A 23717-nucleotide genomic window follows, 5' to 3' on the forward strand; every position below is an offset into this window, starting at 1 on the left:
CGTCTAATTTGCCTAGTGTTTAAGGGCTTTAATAAGTGTTACCGGCTTCCTCTACACCCATTGTTTTTCGCGTCTTGTTCTGCGCACTACTTGCTACCTCAGTTGGCCAAAGCGTCATGCTTACGACGTTACCATCTATGGGAAGAGAAGCTGAGCTGACGGAATTTCATATTGCCACTATCATGTCGAGCTCTGCATTTATCTTCGCCCTCGGCACTAACGTATGGAGCAAAGTTGCTAAACGAGCTGGCTTTAAACGAATATTGATGGTTGGTTTGACCGGGTATAGCTTGGGAACGTTTGCCTTTGCAAGCGCCTGGATGGCGGGATTTTCAGGGTTCATAAGCGGAACCAATTTGTTTTTAGCCTTGCTGCTAAGTCGAAGCTTACAATCAACAATAATGTCAGCCACACCACCGTCAGCAGTGGGTTATGCTGTTGCCATCAGCTCTGCGCAAGGGCGGGTTAGTGCAATTAGTAAAGTAACATCGGCTAGTAATGTAGGCCAGATTATCGGGCCTGCGTACGCTGGGCTATTAGTTGGGTTCGGCTTACTCGCACCACTTTACAGCATTGTTTTGCTCACACTGCTGGCACTATTACTCGTTTATGTAAAACTTCCTGTACTGGCACCGGTTTCACAGCAAAACATTCAGACTTCTGCTAACTCATCAGAAATAGCTAGCTCACGTCTACCTTATGTATTTGTTGCCGCCTGTATTTGCGTATTTTGTGCTATGGCGATGATGCAGCAATCACTAGGCTTTTTCTTTATCGATTTTTACCATCTTTCCCCTGTTGATGCGGCCCGCCAAGTTGGCTTTGCCATGATGTGCAGCGCAGCTGCTTCACTAACCATCCAATTTACAGTGGTACAAAAAGCTAGAATTAGCAAAGAGGCGATGATATCACTGGCACTTCCACTACTTGCACTCGCGTATTTACTCTTATTTTTGCAAAGTACGTTTGAAGTTCTATATCTTGCCATGGCAATTATGGGCCTTGGTATGGGTATGGCATACCCAGCGCTAGCGGCAGCAGCAACCACTTACTGCGCTCCCCAACAACAATCATCTATTACCGGGCTTATTACCGCAACAACAGCCATGGGATATATAGTAGGCCCACCTCTGGCAGCCTTGATCTATCAACAAAATATTGCACTGCCTTTCGCGGTAGCATCTACGCTAATTGCGATTACTGCGTGCATTAGTTTTATAACGCTTCGCCATGTAAAACAGCAGAGCCAGGCCGAAACACCGGCGATGAATTAGGTATTTATATTTTTACCTATTTATTTCAATAAACGCGGAACCTTTTTGGAATTACGCTATCTTAATTTATACATGAAGTCGTTGAGTGTGCGATTTTGTGGTGTGTAAACGTGTTTTCCAAGTTATGTTGTGATTTTTTAAGGGGCTTTTAGCCCCTTTTCTTTTGCCTTTTCCTTTATACCCCGATTACATTTACGCTTTCCTGTAGGCTTTGCAAACGCTTGTAAATTCTGCATATAAATTATTTTACTTACACAATATCCTAAAAAAAAATACATTACTTTCATACACCTACGCCATGGAACACCATTTGCTAGTTCTATGGTAACTGGACAATTTTTTGAGCCAGTTTTTGAACCAATTGTTTGGATAAGGAGAGCAATTTATGAACAGTGATCGTATTGAAGGTAATTGGAAAGAGATGAAAGGTAAGGTGCAGCAAAAATGGGGCAAACTTACCGATGACGACTTGGATGTAATTGACGGTCGACGTGAAGAATTGGTCGGTAAGATTCAACAAGCGTACGGCAAAAGTCGTGACGAAGCCGAAAAAGAAGTAGACGGTTACCTTAACTAGTTTTCATGCAACCGTAGATGTACTTAATTCATAAAAAAAGGCCGTGTTAATTAACACGGCCTTTCACAAAGTAAGATGATTGAGATACTCATTTTTCTGCAGCAGTCATGCTCTTTTCCCACCAAGGAACAGAGAAGTCGATATTACCTTCATCGTAGGTATTTGCGTACTTCATACGCACAGAGTTCCAAAACGCTGCTTTAAACACAGGATCATAAATTACAAATTCACCCTGCTCGCGATATTGCTCAAATAGCTTCTGATAAGCACCAACCGGCGTTAGCGGATTGTCTTGTTGAAACACAACATCGCCACCATAAGCCTCATATAATGCTTTTGATACTTTCCAACTTTTTGCCATACCTTCAGCCATGGCTAGCCGATAGCGCTCTAGCTCATCTTCCTGATAACTTGAGTTTTCATCCAAGTCGACAGTCCATAATTTAATAACGGCATAGGCCGACTGTATTTCACCTGCATTTGGCTCAATGGCATTTCTGCTAGCAAAATCAGCCAACACCGATTCAGTAATTTTAGTGCCGAGTGCACGCTGAGCAAGAAGCGTTTTTACTTCTTTTTCTGATTTATCGGTAAGAATAGATTGGAAACGATCAACATCCGCCTTTGACGGTTGAAGTTCGCTTTGAGAAATCGATTTATTGAACAAACGAGCAATAATCTCATTCGCTGCTTGAGGTGTGTTAATTCCCAGCGACACGACAATGGCCGCAAAGAGCACCATAGGAATAACGTCTGACCGAGTCACTTAAATGCTTCCCTAAGTTCCAATATTGAGCACAAACACAAGACACATTCGTTTATTATTTTAAGAATTTTCCGTTGTCTTGAGAAATGACATTCTAAATAGGGTTATACTTTAGGCTATTTGTGGCTAAAATTCCACTTTCTTGCGTAGTGTTTTTTTCGCACTTTGTTGTTTTTTTACTTCACCTCGGCGCACTTTTACCGATTTACTTACCTTTGTCGCTCTGCGCGGCTTCTGTTCAATCGTCGCTGCCTTTATCCATGCTATTAGCCGCTCAATAGCATCTTCTCTATTTTGTTCCTGTGTTCTAAAACTCTGTGCTTTTAGTACAAATATGCCGTCATTAGTTACACGGCTATCTTTTAAGCTTAACAGCTTTTTTTTAAGCTCTTGCGGTAGCGATGAAGTACCAATAGCAAACCGCAAATGAATTGCACTACTTACCTTATTGACGTTTTGCCCACCACTACCTTGTGCTCGAATGGCTTGCATCTCGAGTTCGCTATCATCAATTGAGATTGACGAGGTAATACGTATTTCCATTATTCAGGACCTGTAATTCAGTACGACGTTCTTTAGCAGGGTCTTTACCACTGCATTTATAACAAGTGTATCAGCTATGCTGGCTCACCTTAATACTTAAAGAAAAGCGACGCACTAAAGCGTGTATTGAGATCTATCATTAAGAGTTTGTTGATCTTCAAAACCGAAATGGATAGCTTAAAAACTACACATTCATCAGGAACTTTTCATGTTCATACTGCTTATTGTTATTGCTCTGCTTATTATTGCTGGTGTGCTCTTTACCAATAAAGTCGATAAAGGTATTGAGAAGAACTTTTCGCCTAGCGGAAAACTTACTACTGTCAATGGTGGTATTATTCACTGGCAAGTACAAGGCAATGGTCCCAGTTTAATTCTGATACACGGCCTACTTGGCAACAGTAGGAATTTCGCTGCATTAGCCAGTTTACTTGCAGAGAAGTACACCGTTTATTGTGTGGATAGACCTGGTAGTGGCTTTTCATCTCGATTTCGTCGCACATCAGCTACGTTCGAAACGCAAAGTGCGATGTTGTTAGAATGGATGGAAAAAGAAAATATCCATTCAGCGTCCCTCGTGGGCCACTCGATGGGTGGAGGAATTGCCTTAAGAATGGCACTCGACGCTCCTGACACAATTTCGTCTGTCACCTTACTTTGCCCACTCACAACCCCCCTTACAGGTGGTGCAGGCCCGCTATCAATGCTTTATATCCCCCATGAACCCGTAAGAAAGACGGTATCATCGACAATTGCCAGCCCACTTCGCGTGCAGTTTGGAAAGAAGCAAGTCGGACAAATTTTTTACCCAGAAGCTGTCCCTCATGACTTCGCGGTAAACGGAGGAGGCATACTTGCATTACACTCTAGAAGTTTTTACGAAGGGAGCCGCGATACAGTATCTGCACAAGGAAGCTTGCACCGTCAGAAAGACCGGTATCGTGATATCACATGCCCAGTGGGCGTATTGTACGGTGAAAAAGATGCTATTTTAGATCCGAACACACACATGTCAGCGGTTTTGAGCGAACTACCAGATGCACAATCCCAGCTATTATCTGAAGCCGGTCACATGGTCCCTATCACACAGCCAGAAGCTTGCGCAGCATTTATCGAAAGCGTTACATCATCGGATGCAGTATCGCCAAAGGCTGCGGAATAACGCTAATGAAAGGCACTACTTTGAGAAACTTTGCTTCGTAAAGTATGTGACTCTAGTGTATCCATGAGGCCGTATCCTAGCGCTTGCTGCTGTTTAACGCTGCGCAGATGCTCTGTGACCTGTTCAATACCATCAGAGGACTTACAAACAGAAAAAGGCGACGCAGCCAAGTCGATATTGTATCGAGTGAACCACACTTGCATTTGCTCACTGTCCCCTTCTGACATAGTGATGAGTAAATGATACATACGAATGAAAGCAAGCTGCGTTCGATATTCCCTCGTGCCACTCTCAAACCCTAACAGGGTAGTTTGCGCAAGTGATGACGGTGAAATACCCAATATTTCAGAGGCTTGTTTAATATTTAGGCCAAGCTCTTGGTAAGCCCAGGTAAATGCTTTTGTAACCACACTGGTGGGAAATAGCGTTCTATTCATAATTCTATCTCTATGTTTTGCACTGCTGTTAGTCCATATTGATAGTTAGAATGCTATTTACATACCATTCATGCTCGACATAACGCTAAGGCCAATTGTCGCTGTAACTTAATTCGGATTTGTAGGGGATTTGAGATAGTGAGCTAAAAGTGCTGTTTTATCGACTAAATAGCCTTCACTTTCTAACCAGTGCACGGCCTGATCATTAGTTTCAACAAAAACGTGGGCAATCCCGAGACTATTGTATATTTTTTCTAATTGCGTTTTAGTGGATGAGCGCACTGTAGAGTTACCTAACACCACTGCAATATGACTTAAGCCCAGTTTCATAACACTCTTCACTAGAGACTTGAGTACGTCGGCAGCATCCGGAACGAAAAGCGATTCGCCCGTCACGAAGACGATATCTCCCCATCGGTTTCCAGCTAGGCCTTCTCTTTCTGACCGGTAATCTTCAGCAAATTTAACTACGCACTCACGATTCCATGGTCCTTGTGCCTGAACAGCCATTATCGCTCCACAACGGCTTACTACGTACTCACCATGAGCGTACTTCATAACTTCGCCTCAACTTCATTTCTTATTGCATTCACCAAGCTTTTTCAGACATTGACTAAGATAACAAAGAACATCGAAGTTGACGTAAGGCCACACTTCGAATGCAGATAATGTCACTGCATTCAAAGTATGGTTCACTTCAAAAAAATAGCCAATTAGGCAGCGAGAATAGTAATTAGCTCAGCAAATGTTGGGCGCCCTTGTATATCGAGCGGTAACTTAAGCTCTCTGGCTATATCACTAACGCTGATAACACCTCGCACTTCATGGGATTCTCTATCCATTACCAAACAATGATGCTGCCCATAGTCTTTGAGCGTCTCAATGACATCACCGACTGAGGAACGGGCAAGTTCAACAAAATCAAACGACATCAGCGACGTTTTGGGGCGCATGAAATCATTTACAGAAAGCTCTTCTCGCTTTAGATTGAGCTCAGTCATACGCTTTATCAGCTGCTGCTCGCCTACATCATGACTTGTCACAATACCCATGAAGCGATTCTCACTGTTGACTACCAACATCATTCTTACGTGTGACTGACGCATTATCGCCTCCACTTTCGTAGCGGGCGTTCTACCATCTATGACATGGGGTAGGTGTTGTTTAAAATCGGTAAACACAGCCATTGCGGGGGAATTAACGGTGATCGTATTTTCAACCACTGGCCATGCTAACGTATCGATAGTTTCGGTTTTATATAGATTTAAGGCGTGCATACCTACATCTCCTAATCAAAATAATAAAAAAGGGGGCTTTGATTAAGAAAACGAAGGAGGTCCTCGGATAGTGATTTCGCGATAAATGCGAAAATGAATGGGTCGTGTTGCAGAACTTGTTAGGTCACCACTATGCTCACTCTCAAGCAAAGCGTAAAGCGAAAGCCCATCATCATCAACATCATCTTCTAGTACATCGGACGCACTTAACTCCCATTGCGCCACAACAAATGATATTGAACTGTCAGCTTTATCTTTATTGGAATGCGTAATCGCGCGTTTTTCTTCTCCAATAGAAGAGAATGTTAGTAGCGAAGAAAACAGTACAGGCATAATCAAAGCCAGTACTACAAACGATACACGCACGATGTAAAACCTTGTTCAGTTAATTGATGTCGTGAGCAAGACCGCCAATTCGCATTGAATATTTTGCCCACTGATTAAACTATAGGCTCATTTTAGCCGTTTAACAGTTCAGCTAAGCGCAATTTTTCTTCCACTGGACGATAAGGTCACCATTAGGTGTTGCTTTCAAATTCGAAAAAGACGAATAGTTTCACAAAAAAAATGCAATGTTTAATTCGTAACTTAAGACATACACTCACTGGTACTAGATAACACCAAGGGATATTGATGAAAGCCAAATGGCCACTAACAATAAGGCTACTACACTGGCTAACTGCGATTGTCGTTATTGGCATGTTCGCTTCAGGCCTGTGGATGGTCGACTTGACCTATTACAGCGATTGGTACAAAACCGCTCCTCATTGGCACAAAAGCGTAGGCTTAATCCTGTTTGCGTTAACACTTTACCGCATACTTATGCGGATGATTTCAACGCGTCCTCCTACCTATGGAAATCAGGTGGAAAAAGCACTGAGCAAAATAGGACATGGCCTTTTGTACTTGCTGCTGTTTGGTCTATTTATATCGGGCTACCTCATCTCAACAGCTGACGGACGCGCTATTGATATCTTTAACTGGGTTTCAGTACCCGCCTTTGGTGAGCTGATAGAAAATCAGGAAGACGTGGCAGGTGATATCCATTTCTATTTAGCTTGGACAGTAATTATTGTTGCTGCACTGCATGCGCTTGCGGCATTGAAACACCACTTTATTAATAAAGACGACACAATGAAGCAGATGTTACGGCTTCGATAGATACACTTAAGGAGAAATAATGAAGAAGTTAACACTTGCCTTGGCAGCTGCGCTGTCTTTAAGCACTGCTCACGCGGCGGATTATGTTATTGATAGCAAAGGTGCACATGCCTCTATCAACTTTAAGATTCAACACCTTGGCTATTCGTGGTTAACCGGTCGTTTCAACGACTTTGAAGGTACATTCAGCTACGATGACAGTATGCCAAGCAAAGCGAAAATCATGGTAACTATCGATACTGACAGTATCGATTCGAACCATGCTGAGCGCGATAAGCACCTAAAAAGCGACGATTTCCTCAATGTTGACGATTTTCCTAAAGCTAAATTCGTTAGCACAAAAATTGTCGATAAAGGCGATGGTATGATGGACGTAATGGGTGATTTCACGCTTCACGGCGTAACTAAACCTATTACGATCGAAGCCAAAAAAATCGGTGAAGGTAAAGATCCATGGGGTGGTTACCGCGCAGGCTTTGCGGGAACTACAACCATTGCTCTTAAAGACTTCGGTATTGACTACGACTTGGGTCCAGCATCACAAGCAGTTGAACTTGAGCTTCATGTAGAAGGTGTTAAGCAGTAATACACCGCATACCGCACACTTTTTCCAAAATAAATACAAAAGCCCCTAAGTAGGGGCTTTTTCATGCTAACTATCAACATTGTTATCAGTGAAGTTTTAACTTTGGGCTAATGGCATGGCTAAGCTTTTTAACGAGTAATTTAAGCGCACCTTTAATTTTTCCATGTACCGCAAACTGATGCATATTATACAAAGACACATAAACCAATTTAGCTAAACGCCCTTCGATAAACATACTGCTGTTTGATAAAGAGCCCATTAGGCTACCAACTGTACTGTATTTACTTAGGTGAACCAGCGACCCATAATCCTGATAGACAAAGGGTTTCACTTCTTTTTGGTTAAACAACGCCTTTATATTGTATGCCACAATATCAGCCATCTGATGTGCCGATTGTGCTCTTGGTGGCACCCATTTACCGTTGTCTTGTTGAAAACCACAACAATCGCCTAACACCCAAATATTTTTATGCGTAGAGCTTCTCAATTGCTTATCGACTAAAATTTGATTGGCGCGATTGGTTTCAAACAACCCCATTTTAGTAATAAAGTCTGGCGCTTTAACGCCTGCCGCCCATACCATTAAGTCCGCTTCAATTCGGCTACCGTCTTTGGTAATCAGCCCATTTTCATCGGCCTCGGCCACCATGGTCTGTTCTTTTATATCGACGCCCAATTTATGTAATGCTTTTCTCGCTGAATTTGCTATACGCTCAGGAAGTGCAGGCAAAATACGTTCTCCCGCTTCCACGATAGTAATTTTCAAGCGCGAAGCTGACATGTCTGGCATACCGTAGGCCTTTGATAAGTTAGCCACGTGATGAAGCTGAGCCGCAAGCTCGGTGCCTGTTGCGCCAGCCCCAACAATAGCAACATTAATACGAGCATCTTTATCTTCTTGCTGGTTGATACGGATAAGTTGGTTTAGCAGAGCGCGGTGAAAACGTTCAGCTTGCAAAAGTGAATCGAGAAAATAGCAGTTATCAGCAACACCGGGGGTGCCGAAATCATTGCTAACACTACCAATGGCAAGAACCAGTTGATCATAATGGATATGACGTTCAGGCAATACTTGGGCACCTTCTTCGTCAATTAGAGGGTTCAGTGTGATGGTTTGCGATTCAGCATCCAGTGCGCACATTTCGCCTAATTGAAAGCGATAATGGTGAGCCGCAGCGTGAATGGCATAATCCACACCGTCTGAATGTTTATCGATAACACCGGCGGCAACTTCGTGCAGAAGTGGCTTCCAGATATGGGTTCGACTGCGGTCGACAAGGGTTATTTCGGCTTGTTTCTTTCTCCCGAGGGTGCGGCTTAAGCGACTGGCTAGTTCTAGACCACCAGCACCGCCACCAACAATAACTATTTTTTGCATGGGTTTTACCTATTTACAATCATTCCACCTATGACTACTGCTTTTGCAATAGCAATACGTGGCATGACTGCAACCCATGTCTTTTACGTTAGGTATGCGTTGCTCGCTAACTTTTGTCAGCGATGATTAATACCTAAGAGTACGCCTGTATACGCTTGGGCACAAGCGTATACAGGCGCTTTTTAAATATAGTGCTATAGCGCTAATGATGCGCTAAGCATGAAGTTACGCGGTCTACCCGGAAAGTAACGAGGGCCACTAAAGGTTGTGAAATCAGCACGGTCGGCATAATCAGCGTCAAGTAGGTTGTTTATTCTTGCGCTAATTGTGATGTCGCTGGTAATCCCGTAACTCACTCTGGCGTGCAGCAAATCGTGCCCTTCATATTCATTGGCATTTTCAGCATCTGTAAAATAATCATCAACATGCTGCCATTCTAATTGAGCTCGAATGGTATCGGTAACATCGTAATTTAGCCGCGCATTAAGCTGTAGCTTAGGTGCAGTATCGATATCGTTACCTTTAATATCGACTTCACCTTGAAGCTGACTGTGTTCATAGGTGTGTCGTGAATAGCTCGCTGCCACATCAAACGTCCAGTTCGGTAAAATAGCCTGGCTTAGTTCCACTTCAATGCCTCGGTGCCATGTTTCACCGTTATTGATATTAAAAAAATCACTGTCACGGTAAATCACGTTGTTTTTACGTAAACTGTACAATGACAATGTATAGCGCCCATTATCCATAAGCCCTTTAAGACCTACTTCATAGTTTGTCGCCGTTACCGAGTCTAGGTCGGCGACTTGCTGAGCGCGCTGCAAGCGATACAATTCTGTCGCTTGCGGAGCGCGGAAACCACGAGATAGCCCCATGTAGATGTAGGTTTGACCATCTAATCGATAACTCGCGCTTAGCGATGGGCTAAAATTATCAAAATCGTTTTTGCCACTTTCAGGTCGAGAATAACGACAACCACCGAAACCACATTCAGTGCCATCTTCGCGTAGACGCCCTGCGTTCATGTTATTTGTGTAATCATACTCCATACTTTCAAATCGCCCACCTACCGATACATTCCAACGCGCTTGTTGCCAGTTAAGCGCAAAGAAAGGCGCGATGAGAGTGGCGTCAACATCGTAATCGTAGTGCTTGCCCTGTGGCACAGTACCAACTAGAAAAGCCGACCCTTGCGTTGGCGCATCTTGTGACTGAACAAGTTCCCCTTCGGTGTATTCAACATCAATACCCACATCAATATTTAATGCTGGACTTATTACATAGTTCAGTTGCAACAGTACTCCTAACCCATGTTGCGCATTTTTCTCTAGCGGTTTTCCTGGCAAAAAGTGCATCAAAAAGTCCATGCTTTGGTCGCGTAAGTAAGGCGTTATCGACAGTGTATGGCCGCCGTCAAAAGAGGTTTCGACTTTACTCCAAAACCTTGTGCTTTGTGCCTTGCGAAATGCTTCTGGATTGGGGTTAGCTTGCGCTACGCTGTCGTTCTTATAACTCTCAAAGCCCGTAATATATCCTGCTGTATCTTGATCAAGGTTAGTGTAGGTAAACCCGGAAGTAATGACAGTGTCGGCTAAGTTTAGTCGATGCCGCAGGTTCACTTTCTCTTGGTCAACACCTTCTTTGTCACGATAGCCATTGTCTCGCGTGATACTGGCATTAATGCCAACACCACTTTGCCCAAAATCCTTTCCCTGTCTTAGCTTTATGCGATTAAAGCCAAATGAGCCATAGTCGTAGGCCAATAAGCCCTCACTAACAGTGGTATCAGGCGTAACAACATTTATCACACCATGAATAGCGTTTGATCCATAAAGTGGTGACGCGGGCCCCTTTAGCACATCAATACGCTCAGCCATTTCGCCATGAGCTTCAAACAATTCGTTAATATTACAAAAACCTGCGGCTCGAAGTGCAATGCCGTCTTCTGCCGCTAATATACCACCACAGGCACCTGCCCCCGTTAGTACAGGTGAACGAAGTGCAGGTAGATATTCTTGACCATTGCCACGCTGCACCCCAGCACCCGCGACGTAGTTGAGCGCTTCTTGAATATGCTGAAGTGAAAGTAGCGAAAGATCGTCGCTGTTGATTGAAGAAACGACATAACCATTTGCATTGGCTTTGCCTGTTATACGACTTGATGTTGTTTCGATACGTTCTATGTAGTTAGCCTCGTCCCCCATAGCCGTGGCAGAAAGTGCTGCTAGCACTGAAGTGGTGGTAAAAAGAGACAAGAGAAACAACGGCTTCACAGTCATGTTTTATCCTTTAATGTGTAAATCAACGGCACTATAAAACATTGTACCCTGTAAGCCTCTGAACATAAGCTAAAAACCAATATTTTAAAGATAAGTATCAAAAAAGGCAGTACATCAATTTTTCTCGTGGCATAGTGTTTGCTCTGGCACGTTATTACGGTCCTAGACGAACTACACTTGGAGGATACTATTGGACACCCTAATTCCCAGTCTTTCGCAGCTCATCGAATTCGCTGTTGCCCCTGTATTTTTGCTTACCGGTATTGCTGGCTTTCTCAATGTAATGTCTTCTCGATTAGGTCGTATCTCAGATAGAGTGAGGGTGGCAGAACGCCAAATTCACACACTTTCTGACCCTCATATTGTTGACCGTTCAAAAGCGGAAATTAAGGTGCTATGGCGCAGAGTACAAGTGATCAACTGGGCAATAGGATTGTGTGTCGCAGCTGGGTTAATGGTATGTACCGTCATTATGGCGTTGTTCTCTGGCTTACTGTGGGTAGTAGATTTAAAAACGCCCGTTATCGTACTTTTCATTTTAGCAATGATGTTTCTCATCAGTGCATTGGTGGTATTTCTGATAGAAGTAAAATTAGCAACCAATACGATAAAGCTGGTTCGCACTATTCGTTAGGTGAAAGGAACCAAGGGTGAACAGTGCGTTTTCGTGCATTCACCAATGCACAGATAGCATATAGGCGAATTTTGGGGTGTGAGTGTTGGCCAGTATTCAGCCAACACTCACACGTGACATCTTTATTTTTCAGCCAATGTGTCTAATACAGAAAACAGTACATTGGCCCCAATGCGCGATACTTCTTTATCAAACTTATTCTCCACGTTCACACCTTCTTGCCCACCAGCTAAGTCGCTGATAGCGCGCACAATCACCCAGTCTACATTGTTAATTGTGCACACTTGACCAATTGCAGCTGATTCCATTTCAGTTACTTCAGCGTTAAAAACGTCTCGTGTCCATTTACGGTACTCTCGGTTATCCATAAATACCGACCCCGTTATGCCATTACCGCCCACAAATAACTTAGCGTCCCGCTCATCTAATACACGTTGTACGGGCATTTCTGCCATGGCCTGTTTCGCTGCCTCAAGCAAGCGCTCAGATGCACTAAAGTAAGCAGTGTCTTTCGGTTTATCCATACCGTCTTTCACGATTAACACTTCGTCGGGATGAATAAAGTGGAAAGGCTTATAGTGTGGTATGTGCGGGTCTTGGGCGCGGCGAGATTCTTGCTCTTCCATAAACGCCGCATAGTATTCTGGCAGGATATATTGGCCGGGGTTATTCGGGTCTTCGTTGGTGTAGACACTTTCATCATGATAGTACCAACGCGCTGGCACAATAACATCGCCAGGTTGCCACTTGGGATTTACTGCACCTGCAATCCCCATGTATACCACCTGCTTGACAGGAAAGTAATCTAAGGCCATTTGCATTGTCATGGCTGCGTTGGCAATACTCATTCCGGTAGCGAATACCAGAATCGGTTCGTCGTGGTAGGTACCTAAGCGGTAAGTTACACCTTTAATGGTCTTAGTAGTATGAATAGAAGCGTTAGGATCTTGCGCTATTCTGTTAAGAATGCCCTCCATCTCTGGTGCATAGGCTACTGTTATTGCGGTAAAACCGGGCTGTGTAAATGTCGCTGGACCAAAATCAATCGAAGCGCTTTTTTCAACCGAAGCACACCCTCCAAGCCACACAGAGGTAAAGAGGATGAGTAAAAGAACGCGGTACTTTTTCATTTTTATTCTCGCTAGGAACGGTTAGTTTTTTAGAGCGTGTTGTTTTTTACCGTACGTTTTTGCAGCAAAGCTCAACACGCTTTAATAAGCTACCACTTTATTGTCACATTAAAAGAGTGAATAAACAGGTTTTACTTTCTTAAAACAAAACATCTACAAAATGGATACAAATTCACCAAAATCGTGCATATTAATATTTAATATGCAGCTAAATAGAATAAATTTTCACCAGTAAAGATTTAGTAAAGAAAGCCAGAAAAGCGCTAATTGGCGATAAAATACGGCAGACTTCGCTATTTCATTGCAAAAATTTAATACTATTACCATGCTAGCGAAATAAGCGCACAAGCAATTAAAAATAATAATAACAAGCGAAAATTGAACATTACGGCCATAAAAGGATGACTAAGGCGCCATGAATTCAAAACTTTTACGATCACTACAGGTGTTTGTTGCAGTCACCGATAGTGGCAGCATGAGTGTAGCCGCAAGAGAGTTACACATGACGGTTTCTGCAATAAGCCAACAGCTAAGAAAGCTAGAGCAAGATATCGGTCTAAGCTTGTTTAATCGCAATACCAGAAGCTTGAGTCTGACAGAAGCTGGGCGAATTTACTACGATACTAGCAAGCGAATGCTTGAAACGGCACACGTCGCACAACAGCAGATTGAAAGTCTGCAAGACAATCCATCTGGTAAAATCAATATTATTGCGCCAGAAGGGTTTGGCGGCGGGTTGCTAAGTGAGCCTTTGCGCACTTTATGCGAAGCATTTCCCAAACTTTCTCTGTCGTTAACGCTTACCGACGAACCCAAGGATATCATCGCATCGTGCGCCGATTTGGTACTGTGTTTTGCACCTGTTTCAGACACTAATTTTAGTAGTCTAGAGCTAGCAACATGGCAACGCATTTTATGTGTATCGTCATCACATCCGTTGGCTAGTAAAACACTCATAACGCCCGAACAACTTAACGAGTATACGTACATTTCGCACCGTCATATCGATACCTATACCATGGAGCACAAACAACACGAAAGTTACGAACTCGATGCACAGCGTATTGATGTCAACTCCATGCAAACCCTAATTCAACTAACGAAAGACGGGGTGGGTTATGCGGTGTTACCAGAGCCAGAGATCCGTCACCTTCTTAAATCAGGTGAAATGAAACAACTGTTTTGTGACTGGCAATTGCCGGATTACACCGTGTATGCCGTTACACCAAAAAGAGACCTTGTCCCTAAAAAGATAAGCGCAGCAATTACCTGCTTACAAGAGTTGTTTGAGCAGATATAAAAAAGGCAGCCAGTGGCTGCCTTTTTATTAGCTTGTGCATGAAAATTAGAAGCGTGTATTTAGCTGTACGCTAAGAATATGAGCAGTTGCTGACTGAGTACCAGAAAAGTTAGTCGTAAAGTCAGTGCCTGGTAGAACGTTACTTAAAATCGTTCTGTCTTTGTCGATTTTCGCTTCGCGGCCATCAATAAACACGTACGCTACATCAATTGAAGTGTCGTCACTCATCGTATACGTCAAACCACCAGAGAACCACTGGCGGTCAGTATCAGGAATACTTAAAGAGCGATTCTCTACTGACACCACACCATCGTCATACGCATAGCCAGCGCGAAGTGTAATCTCGTCATTCAAGACATAAGTCACACCAATAGCCGCACGCCAAGAGTCGTCGAAGTTCTCTTCTTTTATCAGGAAGTCAACGCCATCTTCCAGGTTAGCTTCAAGCTTTTCAAATGTGCTCCAATCTGTGAACACTACGCTTGCTTGTACAGACCACTGGCTATCAATTTTTTGATCAATAGCTAATTCAGTCGTTGCCGCAAGGTTTAAATCTAGGCTACCAGGCTGATTAAGGTTAATAGGGAAAATAGGTGTTTGTGACGACACCGCACCTTCCAGCTCGAGCTTAGTTTCTGCGCGGTATGAAAGCGCAATATTTGTCACATCAGTTGGCTGCCAGAAAATACCTGCATTCCAGCCGTAGCCCCAATCATCCCCTTCCATGCTAAATAGTGAAGCACCTGGGGTAAGTGTTGGTAGGGTAATGCCTAATGCTTCTGCTGTCGGCGCTAAGCCAGCAACCGTACCTGCTAATGTATCGGATACGCCAGAGCCAATCTCAGCTTCTGCATAGGTAATGTTTAAACCAAAGCCGACCATAAGCTGCTTGTTTACTTTGTAAGAAACAGCAGGGTTTAACGTTACCGTTTTTACTTCTGCCGTGTCAGCAAAATGAAGCGCACCAAAATCATCTGAGTAGTCTGAACGAAGACCGTAGGTTGTAAATACGCCTACACCAGCAGAGAGCTTGTCATTAATAGGAGAAACATAGAAAAAGCTTGGCACAATTGCCGTATCAGCGATGTTGTCTTCCGCTGCTGGGCTTGCGCTTACTACTGTGTCACCTAGGTTGTATGTTACTGCACCATCAATGTCTACATTTGGGTCAATAAAGCTTGCAGATGCACTGAATTCAGCTTCTTTAAATACACCAATAGCAGCGGGGTTAGTTGCAAGAATAGAGGCATTCTCTGGCTTAGCCGCTTGGCCGGCCATAGCGCGACCAAGGCCATTTGCACTGTGTTCATTAACTTGAAAACCAGCAGCTAGCGCAGATGAAGAGGCTAAAGTAGCTAGCGCTAAGCATACTGAGGCACGTAAAGAAAACTGTTGCTTCATAAAATACTCATAGTAATAGGGGAAAAATTGCAGCTGGGCATTCTACGGATATGAGTACTTTTGTTCAATGCAAGTAAACGACATTTACGGACTTTTATCGCATTTTTTACAATTATAGCAACAACTTCGACGCATTTATAAGCAAAGTTGATAATGAAGAGTTAACACGAGATCACAACATTGTTAACCAGACATTAAACGACAAAGATACAGGTATTTTGTTAAGGCTATCTCTCATACGTCACTAACTCTGTACGTGCTTTACCCTTTTCTTTAGCAACATAGAGAGCCTGATCGGCCTTATCGATGAGTTTGTCTATAGTAATATCACGTAAGTCAGATGCGATTACCGCGCCTATAGAGCAGCTCATCGTCGGATGTTTAGCACCATCCGCATGAACAACATTTTTTTGCTTCCACTTATCAAGCAGCGCATCGCAGTGCACTGCCACTTGCTGCTTAGTGATATCACTTAGCACAACAATAAATTCCTCTCCGCCATAGCGACCTAAAATATCCGTGTCTCGCTTAAATACGCTACGCATAATATCGGCTTGCAGTTTTATTGCGTCATCACCTTGCTGATGACCAAAGTTATCGTTGTATTTCTTAAAATCATCAAGGTCGAGCATCAATACTGCCATAGACACCTTGTGACGCTTGCTTAGTGCGAGCAATTTCACGCTTAGCTCGCGTAGTGCTCGCCGATTGAGTAGGTCTGATAATGGGTCATACTTGCTTAATTTTAGTAACCTGTCGTTACTCTCTTTAAGCATACTTACGCTGCGATCGAGACGATACTTAGCATAGGCACAGATAAATAGAGAGCCGCACACAAAGGCAATAGAAATAGCGACTCTGTCACCATACACTGGCGCAAACCACATTAGCGCCAAAAACCCCAATATATTGATGGTATTCGCAGCAACGGCCAGTTTGAAAGGAATGCCTAGCGCGAATACACAAAAGAAAGCATACAAAATGGTGCCTTCATATGGAAAAGCGAATTGAAATTCATGCCAGCACGACCAAATAAGCCAATAATTGCTGTAGGTCAGTGCCACTAACAGTCCGGTAAAGAGAAACTGTTTACATTGCGCAAAACGGTGCCAAAAAGAGAAAACGACGACCACGGCAATGATGGGTAGTTGCAAGAGAAGACGGTCGAAAAAGTAAAGCGAGTACATACTACTGGGTAAGAGCAGAACATCTGCCACCGTAAAACCTAAAACAAGGCAGGCACCTATGATAAGTGCAATGCGCAGGCGAATTAATTCGGTAGCTTTGTTTAGCTTCACGTTTTACCTATGAAAAACATCAACGCTCTTGATTGAGTATAACGCGAACCCTCACTCTGTGCTTGCGAGTTTTAATGTACCACCTGTGTCTTGGCTACCTAATAGTTTATTCCACAACTAGCTCTGATATGGTTTCATAGCAGCAATCAAGATTACCGAAATTATTCTTGTGATATTCGAACATGGTTTTCACTATTTCTCGCTTCGTCTGCTGATTTACTGCATAAGGAAGAAGGTCTAGCTCAAAAACTCGAGTCTTACTTTTTGATTCCCAAAATCCAGTGGTACCAATCAATTGATGCGTAGATTTGCACTGGATAACCCATATTCCAATATCTCTTACGAACCAGGTTCCCGCATCGCCACACAATGCTGACCACGCTTCATCAACTGTTTTTAAAAACCCATGTCGCTTCATGAAAACAGTATTCCTCTGAAACTGTGCGTAAAGAGTAAAACAGTCTCTATTTGGAATGATAAAATTTAAGTTTTTTGATTCAAGTGTAACTATCACAGGCGACCCCAATTAATCCTATAATACAAACACAGCTCTATAAGCTGACGTTGACTTGAAGCCATGATTTCTCTGTATCTTCCTTGTGAGAATCAGCATTATATCTAGCATATTTAAACAGTAATTTTACTCTGTCGCTTACGCTGTAACTTAGAACTGCATTGACTTCGTTACCCAGCTTTCTATTATCGAAGTCTTCAAACTCGTGATAAGTTACAGTTGCATTTAATTTGTAAAACTTATGGTTTGCACCCACGTATAAATCAACCAATCCATTTTTAGGTGTAGCAATAAATTGGTCAGCAAAACCTTGAAATTTATGAAGCGTTGCAAGAGGGGTAGAAAACGCATTGTTGCCATCGCCTTCTAGCGACTCTTGGCCAACAAATATATTTGATTTCCCTAACCCCATATCGAGCTTGAGCGACCAAAAATCCAAAGAATACGATTCAGGGTTATTTTCAAAGCCTCTTTGTTTGGCATAAACAGTGCGCCATTTGACATTCTGATAACCACCTTGGTAATCGATACCTTGAGTTTCTGTTGATAACGATGTTGTGTCTTTGTAATCCAGCCAATAGCTGAACATTGATATAGCGTGTGTATCGGTAGCCTTGTATACGGATTGGAGTAGTTTGAAGGTACCCGGCGCGTTTGAGTTCGGGCCATCAGGACCAAATAAGCGATTAACGTTATAGACATAACTGTAGTCTAATTGCCACTTCTTCAGCGGCTGCCATTCCACGCGATAGCCGTCAAACGTTTGCTCATTCTGACGCCACGCTACACCTCCAACAAACCTTTGGTTTCCATGGTTAATTCTTAGCCTTCCTGCAGTAAAAACAAAGCTGTCATTCGTGTATTTCAAAAAGTACTGGTTTATATCAGTTCCTTCAGGGTCAGCTACCAGTGGATAAATAGTATTACCATTAGCGGTACTATTGAATTTATCTGTTCCTATGCTTGTAACATTATCAACCTCAACACCAATTGATAGTCCATGAACCCTGCCTGATTGATAACTCAACCTAGAGCGTAATGTTGATGCTAACGCATTTTTTGAAAAAGAATGTTGATCGACAGTTTCAACTCTATATCGAAAAGTTACGTCGACATCACCTTTAGATATTGCGGTGCTAATAGCGCCAAGTTGTTTTGCTTGAGCAAACATAGATAGAGCAGTAAATACTACTAAAGTCAGGTATTTCATATTTAGAACCTTTATATTTATTATTAGTGGTTGTTCTCAAATGAAAGCTCATTTGCGAGAAGAAGTGTTTGCTCTGAAAACGATGACAGATTTTCTGCTGAGGCAGCTAAATTGGAAATTGTGTTGACGACTTCAGCACTAATCTCGTTAATTTGGTTCAGCTGTAAAGAAATATCTTTCGATACTGCAGCTTGCTGATCGTTAGCTGTAGCAATCTGTGAAATCATCATGGTGACTTGTTGAAAACTAGAAACAATATTTTCCATATTGATCTTTGCTGAGGCAGCCGAGTCTGAGCCCTTACTAACCATATCCATACTAAGGCGCATTCGTTCTACTGATACTTGCGTATCAGCTAAGTTTGACTCAACTGTTTCGACTATCTGGTTAGTGGCATTCTGTGTTTTCGCAGCAAGACTTCGTACTTCATCTGCCACAACAGAAAAACCTCTTCCGTGTTCCCCTGCCCTGGCGGCCTCAATCGCAGCATTAAGCGCTAGTAAATTGGTTTGGTCTGCAATTGTACTTATCACCGACACAACTTTATTGATTCGCTCACTACTTTCATTGAGCAACTCTATTTTTTCTGCGACCAAGCAAACAGACTTCGCTATTTCTTCCATAGAATTAATACTGGCAGACACGGTTTTGCTACCCAATAAGGCGCTATCATTCGCCTGATGGGATGTATCTGCGACATTTCTAGTATTCATGCTCACATCATCAACAGATACTGTCATTTCTTCCATCGCCGATGCACACTGAGTGGTGAACTCAAACTGTTGATTAACTAATTGTCGTAACTTCTCGCTAGAAGACGAAACTACGCTAGCTCCTTCACCTACTTTCTTTGCCATAGTAGTAAGCTCTCTAACAGACTCTGAGACTTTGTCGGTTATGTTCTGATGAAGGTTTTCTAGGTTTTTAGTAATGTTTGAACCCTGTTCAGATATGGCGATATAGTCAATTATGATGCCAATACACGGGACAAGATATGACAAAGATTTTAGGTAATGGCTAATATTGAACCCGTTGTCAAAAAGTGCACTTGAACCGAATGCCATATACAGTTGAGCTACTATTTGAGGAACCATACTCAAGATTACGCTGGCGTAAAAAATTGAGGGGGCTCTTCGATATAAAATAGGAAATAAAACAGCTCCCAGAATTGTGTACAACACTAAGGGAATCACATCAAAAGGGCGAGTAATTGTAGCGTCTGGGTATTGACTCGCTGGTAAAGTTACACTTTGGTTGGTAATTCCCATGATCACAAACGCTGATATGAGCAACCCCCCTCCAGTAAGCGCAAGTATAGGAATGTGGTGAGACTTTTTTATATTAAATAACAATAGGATAACGGCACCTATTGTAAAACCAATTGCACTGAACAACCTTGCTTCAACCCAGGTAAATGGTATGAGTTGACTATTTGGAGCATAAACTTCTATCAACCGAGCTGCTGCTAGTGTGTGGTATAAATCCATCACTCCAGCACAAAGCATGACAACACCAATAAAGGGAACAACAAAGTTTTTGCGAACACGATAGTGGGCAAACGCTAAGATGGCACTAACAAACGCAATTGCAATAGCGCTCCATTCCCAAATAATGTGCCAAAAAGCGCCTGGTAGACCGTAAAACATATGGTCGACAAACTGACCAATGCTTTTCTTGTCATCATCAACTCCCGCCAGGGTCGATGCTTGCGTTGCAAACTCCACATGACTATGTACTATTGAAGAATTGTTGGAATAGCTTAGGACTGATGCATCTCCTCCCATAAGGTTAAACACAATAGGAGCCATGGAGCACAAACAAATAAAGTAAATAAACCATTTAGGCAGGCGACTTTCATTGGCACTATTTACCATATAACTATCAAACACGGATCTTCCCTTACACTAGTTAGTAGAATGCTTAGCTCTTGCGTATTCTTAATACTATTTTCATATAGCAAAATGGAATAACGCGAGCGGCAGTATGCTACTTAAGCAAATATCGTGTTTTTAAACATATACGCCAAATGTTCTAACCAAACGTATTTTAATATTAGAAGAACAAGCAATCGCTAGTTGTACTGAAGGGGCCACACCAACTCAACCTTGGCGCCTCCATTTGCGCCGTTCAAGAGTGCTAGCTTTCCATCGTGTTTGCTGATAACTGATTCGACAAACGCTAAGCCAATACCTGCCCCGTGTTCTTTGGTGGTAAAAAGCGGCGTTTTCGCGTTTTCAATATTTGAGAACCCCGTACCGTTATCTGTAACAATAAGGTGTTGCTGCGAATCACTTAAATAGAATTGCACGTCGATAATGGCATCGTTTTCTTCGACCGCTTCTAATGCGTTTTTAACAAGGTTTATAAGTACGTGAGCTAACAACTGTGGGTCGCCATAACAGGTGTGTTGACCTGAAAAACGCAATTGGTCTTTTTCGCCTAAAAGCGTCTTGGTTTGCTCAACAACCGTCGTTAAATCGAAACGCTCATATTGTGGCTCGGGTATTTTTGCCACTTCTGCGAATCGCTCTACAAAGCTAAGTAGCCCATCAGAGCGACTTTTTACTCTGCTCAGCACTTTGCGCACTTGCTCAAGATCCCAATTAGACATCGATAACAATGTATCCGCCATAGACGACATAGGTGTAAGCGTATTTCGCAGCTCATGGCTTAGCACTCTAACGATGTTATTCTGTACGGCCTGCTCACTTTGTTTAAGTTCTGAGTCAATATTGATGGCAGTGAAAAGGTAAGCTGACTGCTGCATATAATTAAGTGCACTCGACTGACAGCGCCAACTTCGCGTCAGTGCTGGATGATGGATTTGGTCTTTACTAACTGTAAAGCCCAGTTGTTGAGCATGCATGCCCTGCAATAAGCTCACCTCGCGCATGGCATACGCTTCTCGATTAGCATAAATTAATGTGAAGTTGTCGTCGAAAGCGATAATGACAATAGGGATATCTTCAAACAACTGCGATAGCAGAATAGGGAGTAGTTGGGTCGATGTGCTTCCTATTGCACTTTTTGATTGTAACAGTTCAATTTCTCTAACGAGATCATCAATGAGTACAGACGAGCCTCGCCTTGCTAAGCTCGTACTAGATTCCCCCATATTGACGCTTTGCACATAGGTACTTACGCGCATAATGGATGAACACCAAAAATCCCAAACTCGCCATGCTGCCCAGCAAAGCGGGTATGATAAAAAGAATAGCATGGTGCAGATTGCCAACAACGACCATTCAAACGCAACGCCGATAATACCCGCCATGACAAGGAACATAAGCACAGTAAAGACAAGCGCAACTTTGATTTTGAACTCCACGGAGCGCCGCGTTTTAATCAACTTCGAAATCCTCTTTGCTTAACTGGTATTTTTCCAATCTGCGATACAGCGCGTTACGAGAAATACCTAATGCAGAAGCGGCTTTACTAACATGGCCTTGGTACTTTTTGAGGGCGTGAGTAATCATGTCATATTCCACATCATCTAAAGAACGTAACACGTTTGAATTGCGCTCATCCTTAGACTGAGTGTCGTCAGGTAACATAATGTGAGCAGGCAAAATCTCTGTCTCTCGACACAAAATGACGGCACGTTCAATTACGTGGCTAAGCTCGCGCACATTACCCGGCCAAGAGTAGTTATTAAGTAAAATGGCTACATCATCACTCAGCGTTAATTTTGCTTTTTGGTACTTAGCTGAAAACGATTCAATGAAATGCGTGGCGAGTAAGGTTATATCCTCTTTTCTTTCTCGTAAGGGCGGTAAGGAGAGTACAAAAGTATTTAAACGAAACATAAGATCTCGCCTAAAATTACCACTCTCCACCATGTCGTTAAGATCGGCATTTGTCGCGCTAATTATTCTGACATCAGCACTGTGCGTTGTACTTGAACCCACCGGCTCAAACTCATTGCTTTCTAATACGCGTAACAACTTTGGCTGCACGGCATTTGGCAAGGCACCAATTTCATCCATAAACAGCGTGCCGTTTTGCGCCAACTCAAATCGTCCTTTGCGTGCATCTTTGGCATCAGTAAACGCGCCTTTAACGTGTCCAAACAGTTCGCTTTCAAAGAGATTTTCAGGAATAGCCCCCATATTTACCGAGACAAACGGTGCACTATTTCGGTTTGAAAGTAGGTGTAAGCGCTCAGCCAATAGTGATTTACCCGTTCCATTTTCACCTAAAATAAGTACGCTTGCTTGCGTGTTGGCCACCTGTTCAATCATCTCTTCTAACTGGCGCATTGCAGGCGATTGGGCAACCCATGCATTGGCCCGTTTAGCGGGTTTTGTGGTTGCTCTGCGATGTGCGTTACTGCCTAATTCTGTAGACGAATAAATATGTTTGTCCACGACATCGAGAAGTTTTTGATTATCCCACGGCTTCTCAAAGAAATCCGCAGCACCAAGCTGCATCCCTTTAACAGCAAGCTCAATATTTCCCCATGCAGTCATCAATACCGTACGAATATTTTGCTGTGTGAGCTGAGAAAGCACCTCAAGCCCTTCTCCTCCACTTGTCGTATCACGGCTGAAGTTCATATCTAGCAACACTAGTTGAGGTAGCTGCTGCGCCACAATACGCGCCAACTGTTTAGGACTACTCGCCTCTAGTACTTGATAACCATGGTTTGACAGCAGCATCGACAGTGCTAAACGAATATCTTCGTCATCATCAACGACAACTATCATTCCTTTTGAAACTTGCATGTGACTCCTTAAGTGAAAGCCCCAGTCTTTGGGGACAGGGGCTTTGTGTAGTTTATGCGCTCACTACTA

General features: G+C 43.0%; 23 protein-coding genes. 7 read left to right on the forward strand and 16 right to left on the reverse strand.

Annotated elements, in window-relative coordinates; all coding sequences use genetic code 11:
• Positions 1 to 35 precede the first annotated feature (35 nt).
• A complete protein-coding gene (locus OZ660_RS18545) occupies positions 36 to 1274 on the forward strand; it encodes an MFS transporter (protein ID WP_274741965.1) in 1239 nt (412 codons plus the stop codon).
• A 385-nt stretch (positions 1275 to 1659) separates the two neighbouring features.
• The gene (locus OZ660_RS18550; protein ID WP_202262825.1) at positions 1660 to 1851 is read left to right on the forward strand and encodes a CsbD family protein; all 192 of its coding nucleotides are present in this window, start codon (positions 1660 to 1662) and stop codon (positions 1849 to 1851) included.
• Between the two features lie 88 nt (positions 1852 to 1939).
• Here OZ660_RS18550 and OZ660_RS18555 read toward each other — a convergent pair whose 3' ends face one another.
• Positions 1940 to 2617, reverse strand: a complete 678-nt coding sequence (locus OZ660_RS18555) for a hypothetical protein (protein WP_202262826.1) — start codon at positions 2615 to 2617, stop codon at positions 1940 to 1942.
• A gap of 126 nt (positions 2618 to 2743) precedes the next feature.
• Positions 2744 to 3160 (reverse strand): alternative ribosome rescue aminoacyl-tRNA hydrolase ArfB, encoded by a 417-nt coding sequence (arfB, locus tag OZ660_RS18560; protein WP_274741966.1) that lies wholly within the window; start codon positions 3158 to 3160, stop codon positions 2744 to 2746.
• A 208-nt stretch (positions 3161 to 3368) separates the two neighbouring features.
• Between arfB and OZ660_RS18565 the strand changes: the two genes are divergently transcribed.
• Positions 3369 to 4322 carry an alpha/beta fold hydrolase gene (locus OZ660_RS18565; protein ID WP_274741967.1) on the forward strand — a complete coding sequence of 318 codons (954 nt, stop codon included), beginning with the start codon at positions 3369 to 3371 and terminating at the stop codon, positions 4320 to 4322.
• Between the two features lie 2 nt (positions 4323 to 4324).
• Here OZ660_RS18565 and OZ660_RS18570 read toward each other — a convergent pair whose 3' ends face one another.
• From OZ660_RS18570 to OZ660_RS18585, 4 genes are all read right to left on the reverse strand, one after another.
• On the reverse strand, positions 4325 to 4759 hold the full coding sequence (locus tag OZ660_RS18570; protein WP_232369627.1) for a hypothetical protein: 435 nt from the start codon (positions 4757 to 4759) through the stop codon (positions 4325 to 4327).
• A 108-nt stretch (positions 4760 to 4867) separates the two neighbouring features.
• The gene (locus OZ660_RS18575; RefSeq protein ID WP_274741968.1) at positions 4868 to 5317 is read right to left on the reverse strand and encodes a hypothetical protein; all 450 of its coding nucleotides are present in this window, start codon (positions 5315 to 5317) and stop codon (positions 4868 to 4870) included.
• Positions 5318 to 5472: 155 nt separating this feature from the next.
• Positions 5473 to 6036, reverse strand: a complete 564-nt coding sequence (locus tag OZ660_RS18580; RefSeq protein ID WP_202262830.1) for a CBS domain-containing protein — start codon at positions 6034 to 6036, stop codon at positions 5473 to 5475.
• Between the two features lie 42 nt (positions 6037 to 6078).
• Positions 6079 to 6402: a hypothetical protein gene (locus OZ660_RS18585; RefSeq protein ID WP_274741969.1), complete on the reverse strand. Its 324-nt coding sequence runs from the start codon at positions 6400 to 6402 to the stop codon at positions 6079 to 6081.
• Positions 6403 to 6669: 267 nt separating this feature from the next.
• Here OZ660_RS18585 and OZ660_RS18590 point away from each other — a divergent pair, with 267 nt between their 5' ends.
• Together OZ660_RS18590 and OZ660_RS18595 are read left to right on the forward strand one after the other, a co-directional pair.
• Complete coding sequence (locus tag OZ660_RS18590; RefSeq protein WP_274741970.1) at positions 6670 to 7197, forward strand: cytochrome b; 528 nt, start codon at positions 6670 to 6672, stop codon at positions 7195 to 7197.
• Positions 7198 to 7216: 19 nt separating this feature from the next.
• Positions 7217 to 7783: a YceI family protein gene (locus tag OZ660_RS18595; protein WP_274741971.1), complete on the forward strand. Its 567-nt coding sequence runs from the start codon at positions 7217 to 7219 to the stop codon at positions 7781 to 7783.
• Between the two features lie 85 nt (positions 7784 to 7868).
• Here the strand turns inward: OZ660_RS18595 and OZ660_RS18600 are convergent, their stop codons facing one another.
• Both OZ660_RS18600 and OZ660_RS18605 read right to left on the reverse strand, forming a co-directional pair.
• Positions 7869 to 9161, reverse strand: coding sequence for an NAD(P)/FAD-dependent oxidoreductase (locus OZ660_RS18600; RefSeq protein WP_274741972.1), 1293 nt, complete (start codon positions 9159 to 9161; stop codon positions 7869 to 7871).
• 194 nt (positions 9162 to 9355) lie between these two features.
• A complete protein-coding gene (locus OZ660_RS18605) occupies positions 9356 to 11437 on the reverse strand; it encodes a TonB-dependent receptor (protein WP_274741973.1) in 2082 nt (693 codons plus the stop codon).
• A gap of 190 nt (positions 11438 to 11627) precedes the next feature.
• On the opposite strand from OZ660_RS18605, the gene OZ660_RS18610 reads away from it, so the two are divergent.
• Positions 11628 to 12071 (forward strand): DUF2721 domain-containing protein, encoded by a 444-nt coding sequence (locus OZ660_RS18610; protein WP_274741974.1) that lies wholly within the window; start codon positions 11628 to 11630, stop codon positions 12069 to 12071.
• A gap of 122 nt (positions 12072 to 12193) precedes the next feature.
• On the opposite strand, the gene OZ660_RS18615 is transcribed toward OZ660_RS18610, so the two are convergent.
• Positions 12194 to 13201 (reverse strand): 5'-methylthioadenosine/S-adenosylhomocysteine nucleosidase family protein, encoded by a 1008-nt coding sequence (locus OZ660_RS18615; RefSeq protein ID WP_202262837.1) that lies wholly within the window; start codon positions 13199 to 13201, stop codon positions 12194 to 12196.
• A 415-nt stretch (positions 13202 to 13616) separates the two neighbouring features.
• On the opposite strand from OZ660_RS18615, the gene OZ660_RS18620 reads away from it, so the two are divergent.
• Complete coding sequence (locus OZ660_RS18620; protein WP_202262838.1) at positions 13617 to 14501, forward strand: LysR family transcriptional regulator; 885 nt, start codon at positions 13617 to 13619, stop codon at positions 14499 to 14501.
• A 45-nt stretch (positions 14502 to 14546) separates the two neighbouring features.
• Here the strand turns inward: OZ660_RS18620 and OZ660_RS18625 are convergent, their stop codons facing one another.
• From OZ660_RS18625 to OZ660_RS18655, 7 genes are all read right to left on the reverse strand, one after another.
• On the reverse strand, positions 14547 to 15902 hold the full coding sequence (locus tag OZ660_RS18625; protein WP_274741975.1) for an OmpP1/FadL family transporter: 1356 nt from the start codon (positions 15900 to 15902) through the stop codon (positions 14547 to 14549).
• 227 nt (positions 15903 to 16129) lie between these two features.
• Positions 16130 to 17200, reverse strand: coding sequence for a GGDEF domain-containing protein (locus tag OZ660_RS18630; RefSeq protein ID WP_274741976.1), 1071 nt, complete (start codon positions 17198 to 17200; stop codon positions 16130 to 16132).
• Positions 17201 to 17306: 106 nt separating this feature from the next.
• The gene (locus OZ660_RS18635; protein ID WP_274741977.1) at positions 17307 to 17618 is read right to left on the reverse strand and encodes a hypothetical protein; all 312 of its coding nucleotides are present in this window, start codon (positions 17616 to 17618) and stop codon (positions 17307 to 17309) included.
• Positions 17619 to 17751: 133 nt separating this feature from the next.
• Positions 17752 to 18924 (reverse strand): alginate export family protein, encoded by a 1173-nt coding sequence (locus OZ660_RS18640; RefSeq protein WP_274741978.1) that lies wholly within the window; start codon positions 18922 to 18924, stop codon positions 17752 to 17754.
• A 23-nt stretch (positions 18925 to 18947) separates the two neighbouring features.
• A complete protein-coding gene (locus OZ660_RS18645) occupies positions 18948 to 20813 on the reverse strand; it encodes a methyl-accepting chemotaxis protein (protein WP_274741979.1) in 1866 nt (621 codons plus the stop codon).
• Positions 20814 to 20995: 182 nt separating this feature from the next.
• A complete protein-coding gene (locus tag OZ660_RS18650) occupies positions 20996 to 22252 on the reverse strand; it encodes a sensor histidine kinase (RefSeq protein ID WP_274741980.1) in 1257 nt (418 codons plus the stop codon).
• Positions 22253 to 22265: 13 nt separating this feature from the next.
• Positions 22266 to 23648, reverse strand: coding sequence for a sigma-54-dependent transcriptional regulator (locus tag OZ660_RS18655; RefSeq protein WP_274741981.1), 1383 nt, complete (start codon positions 23646 to 23648; stop codon positions 22266 to 22268).
• Between the last annotated feature and the right edge of the window lie 69 nt (positions 23649 to 23717).

Source organism: Alteromonas sp. 009811495 (assembly GCF_028865455.1).
GTDB lineage: Bacteria > Pseudomonadota > Gammaproteobacteria > Enterobacterales > Alteromonadaceae > Alteromonas.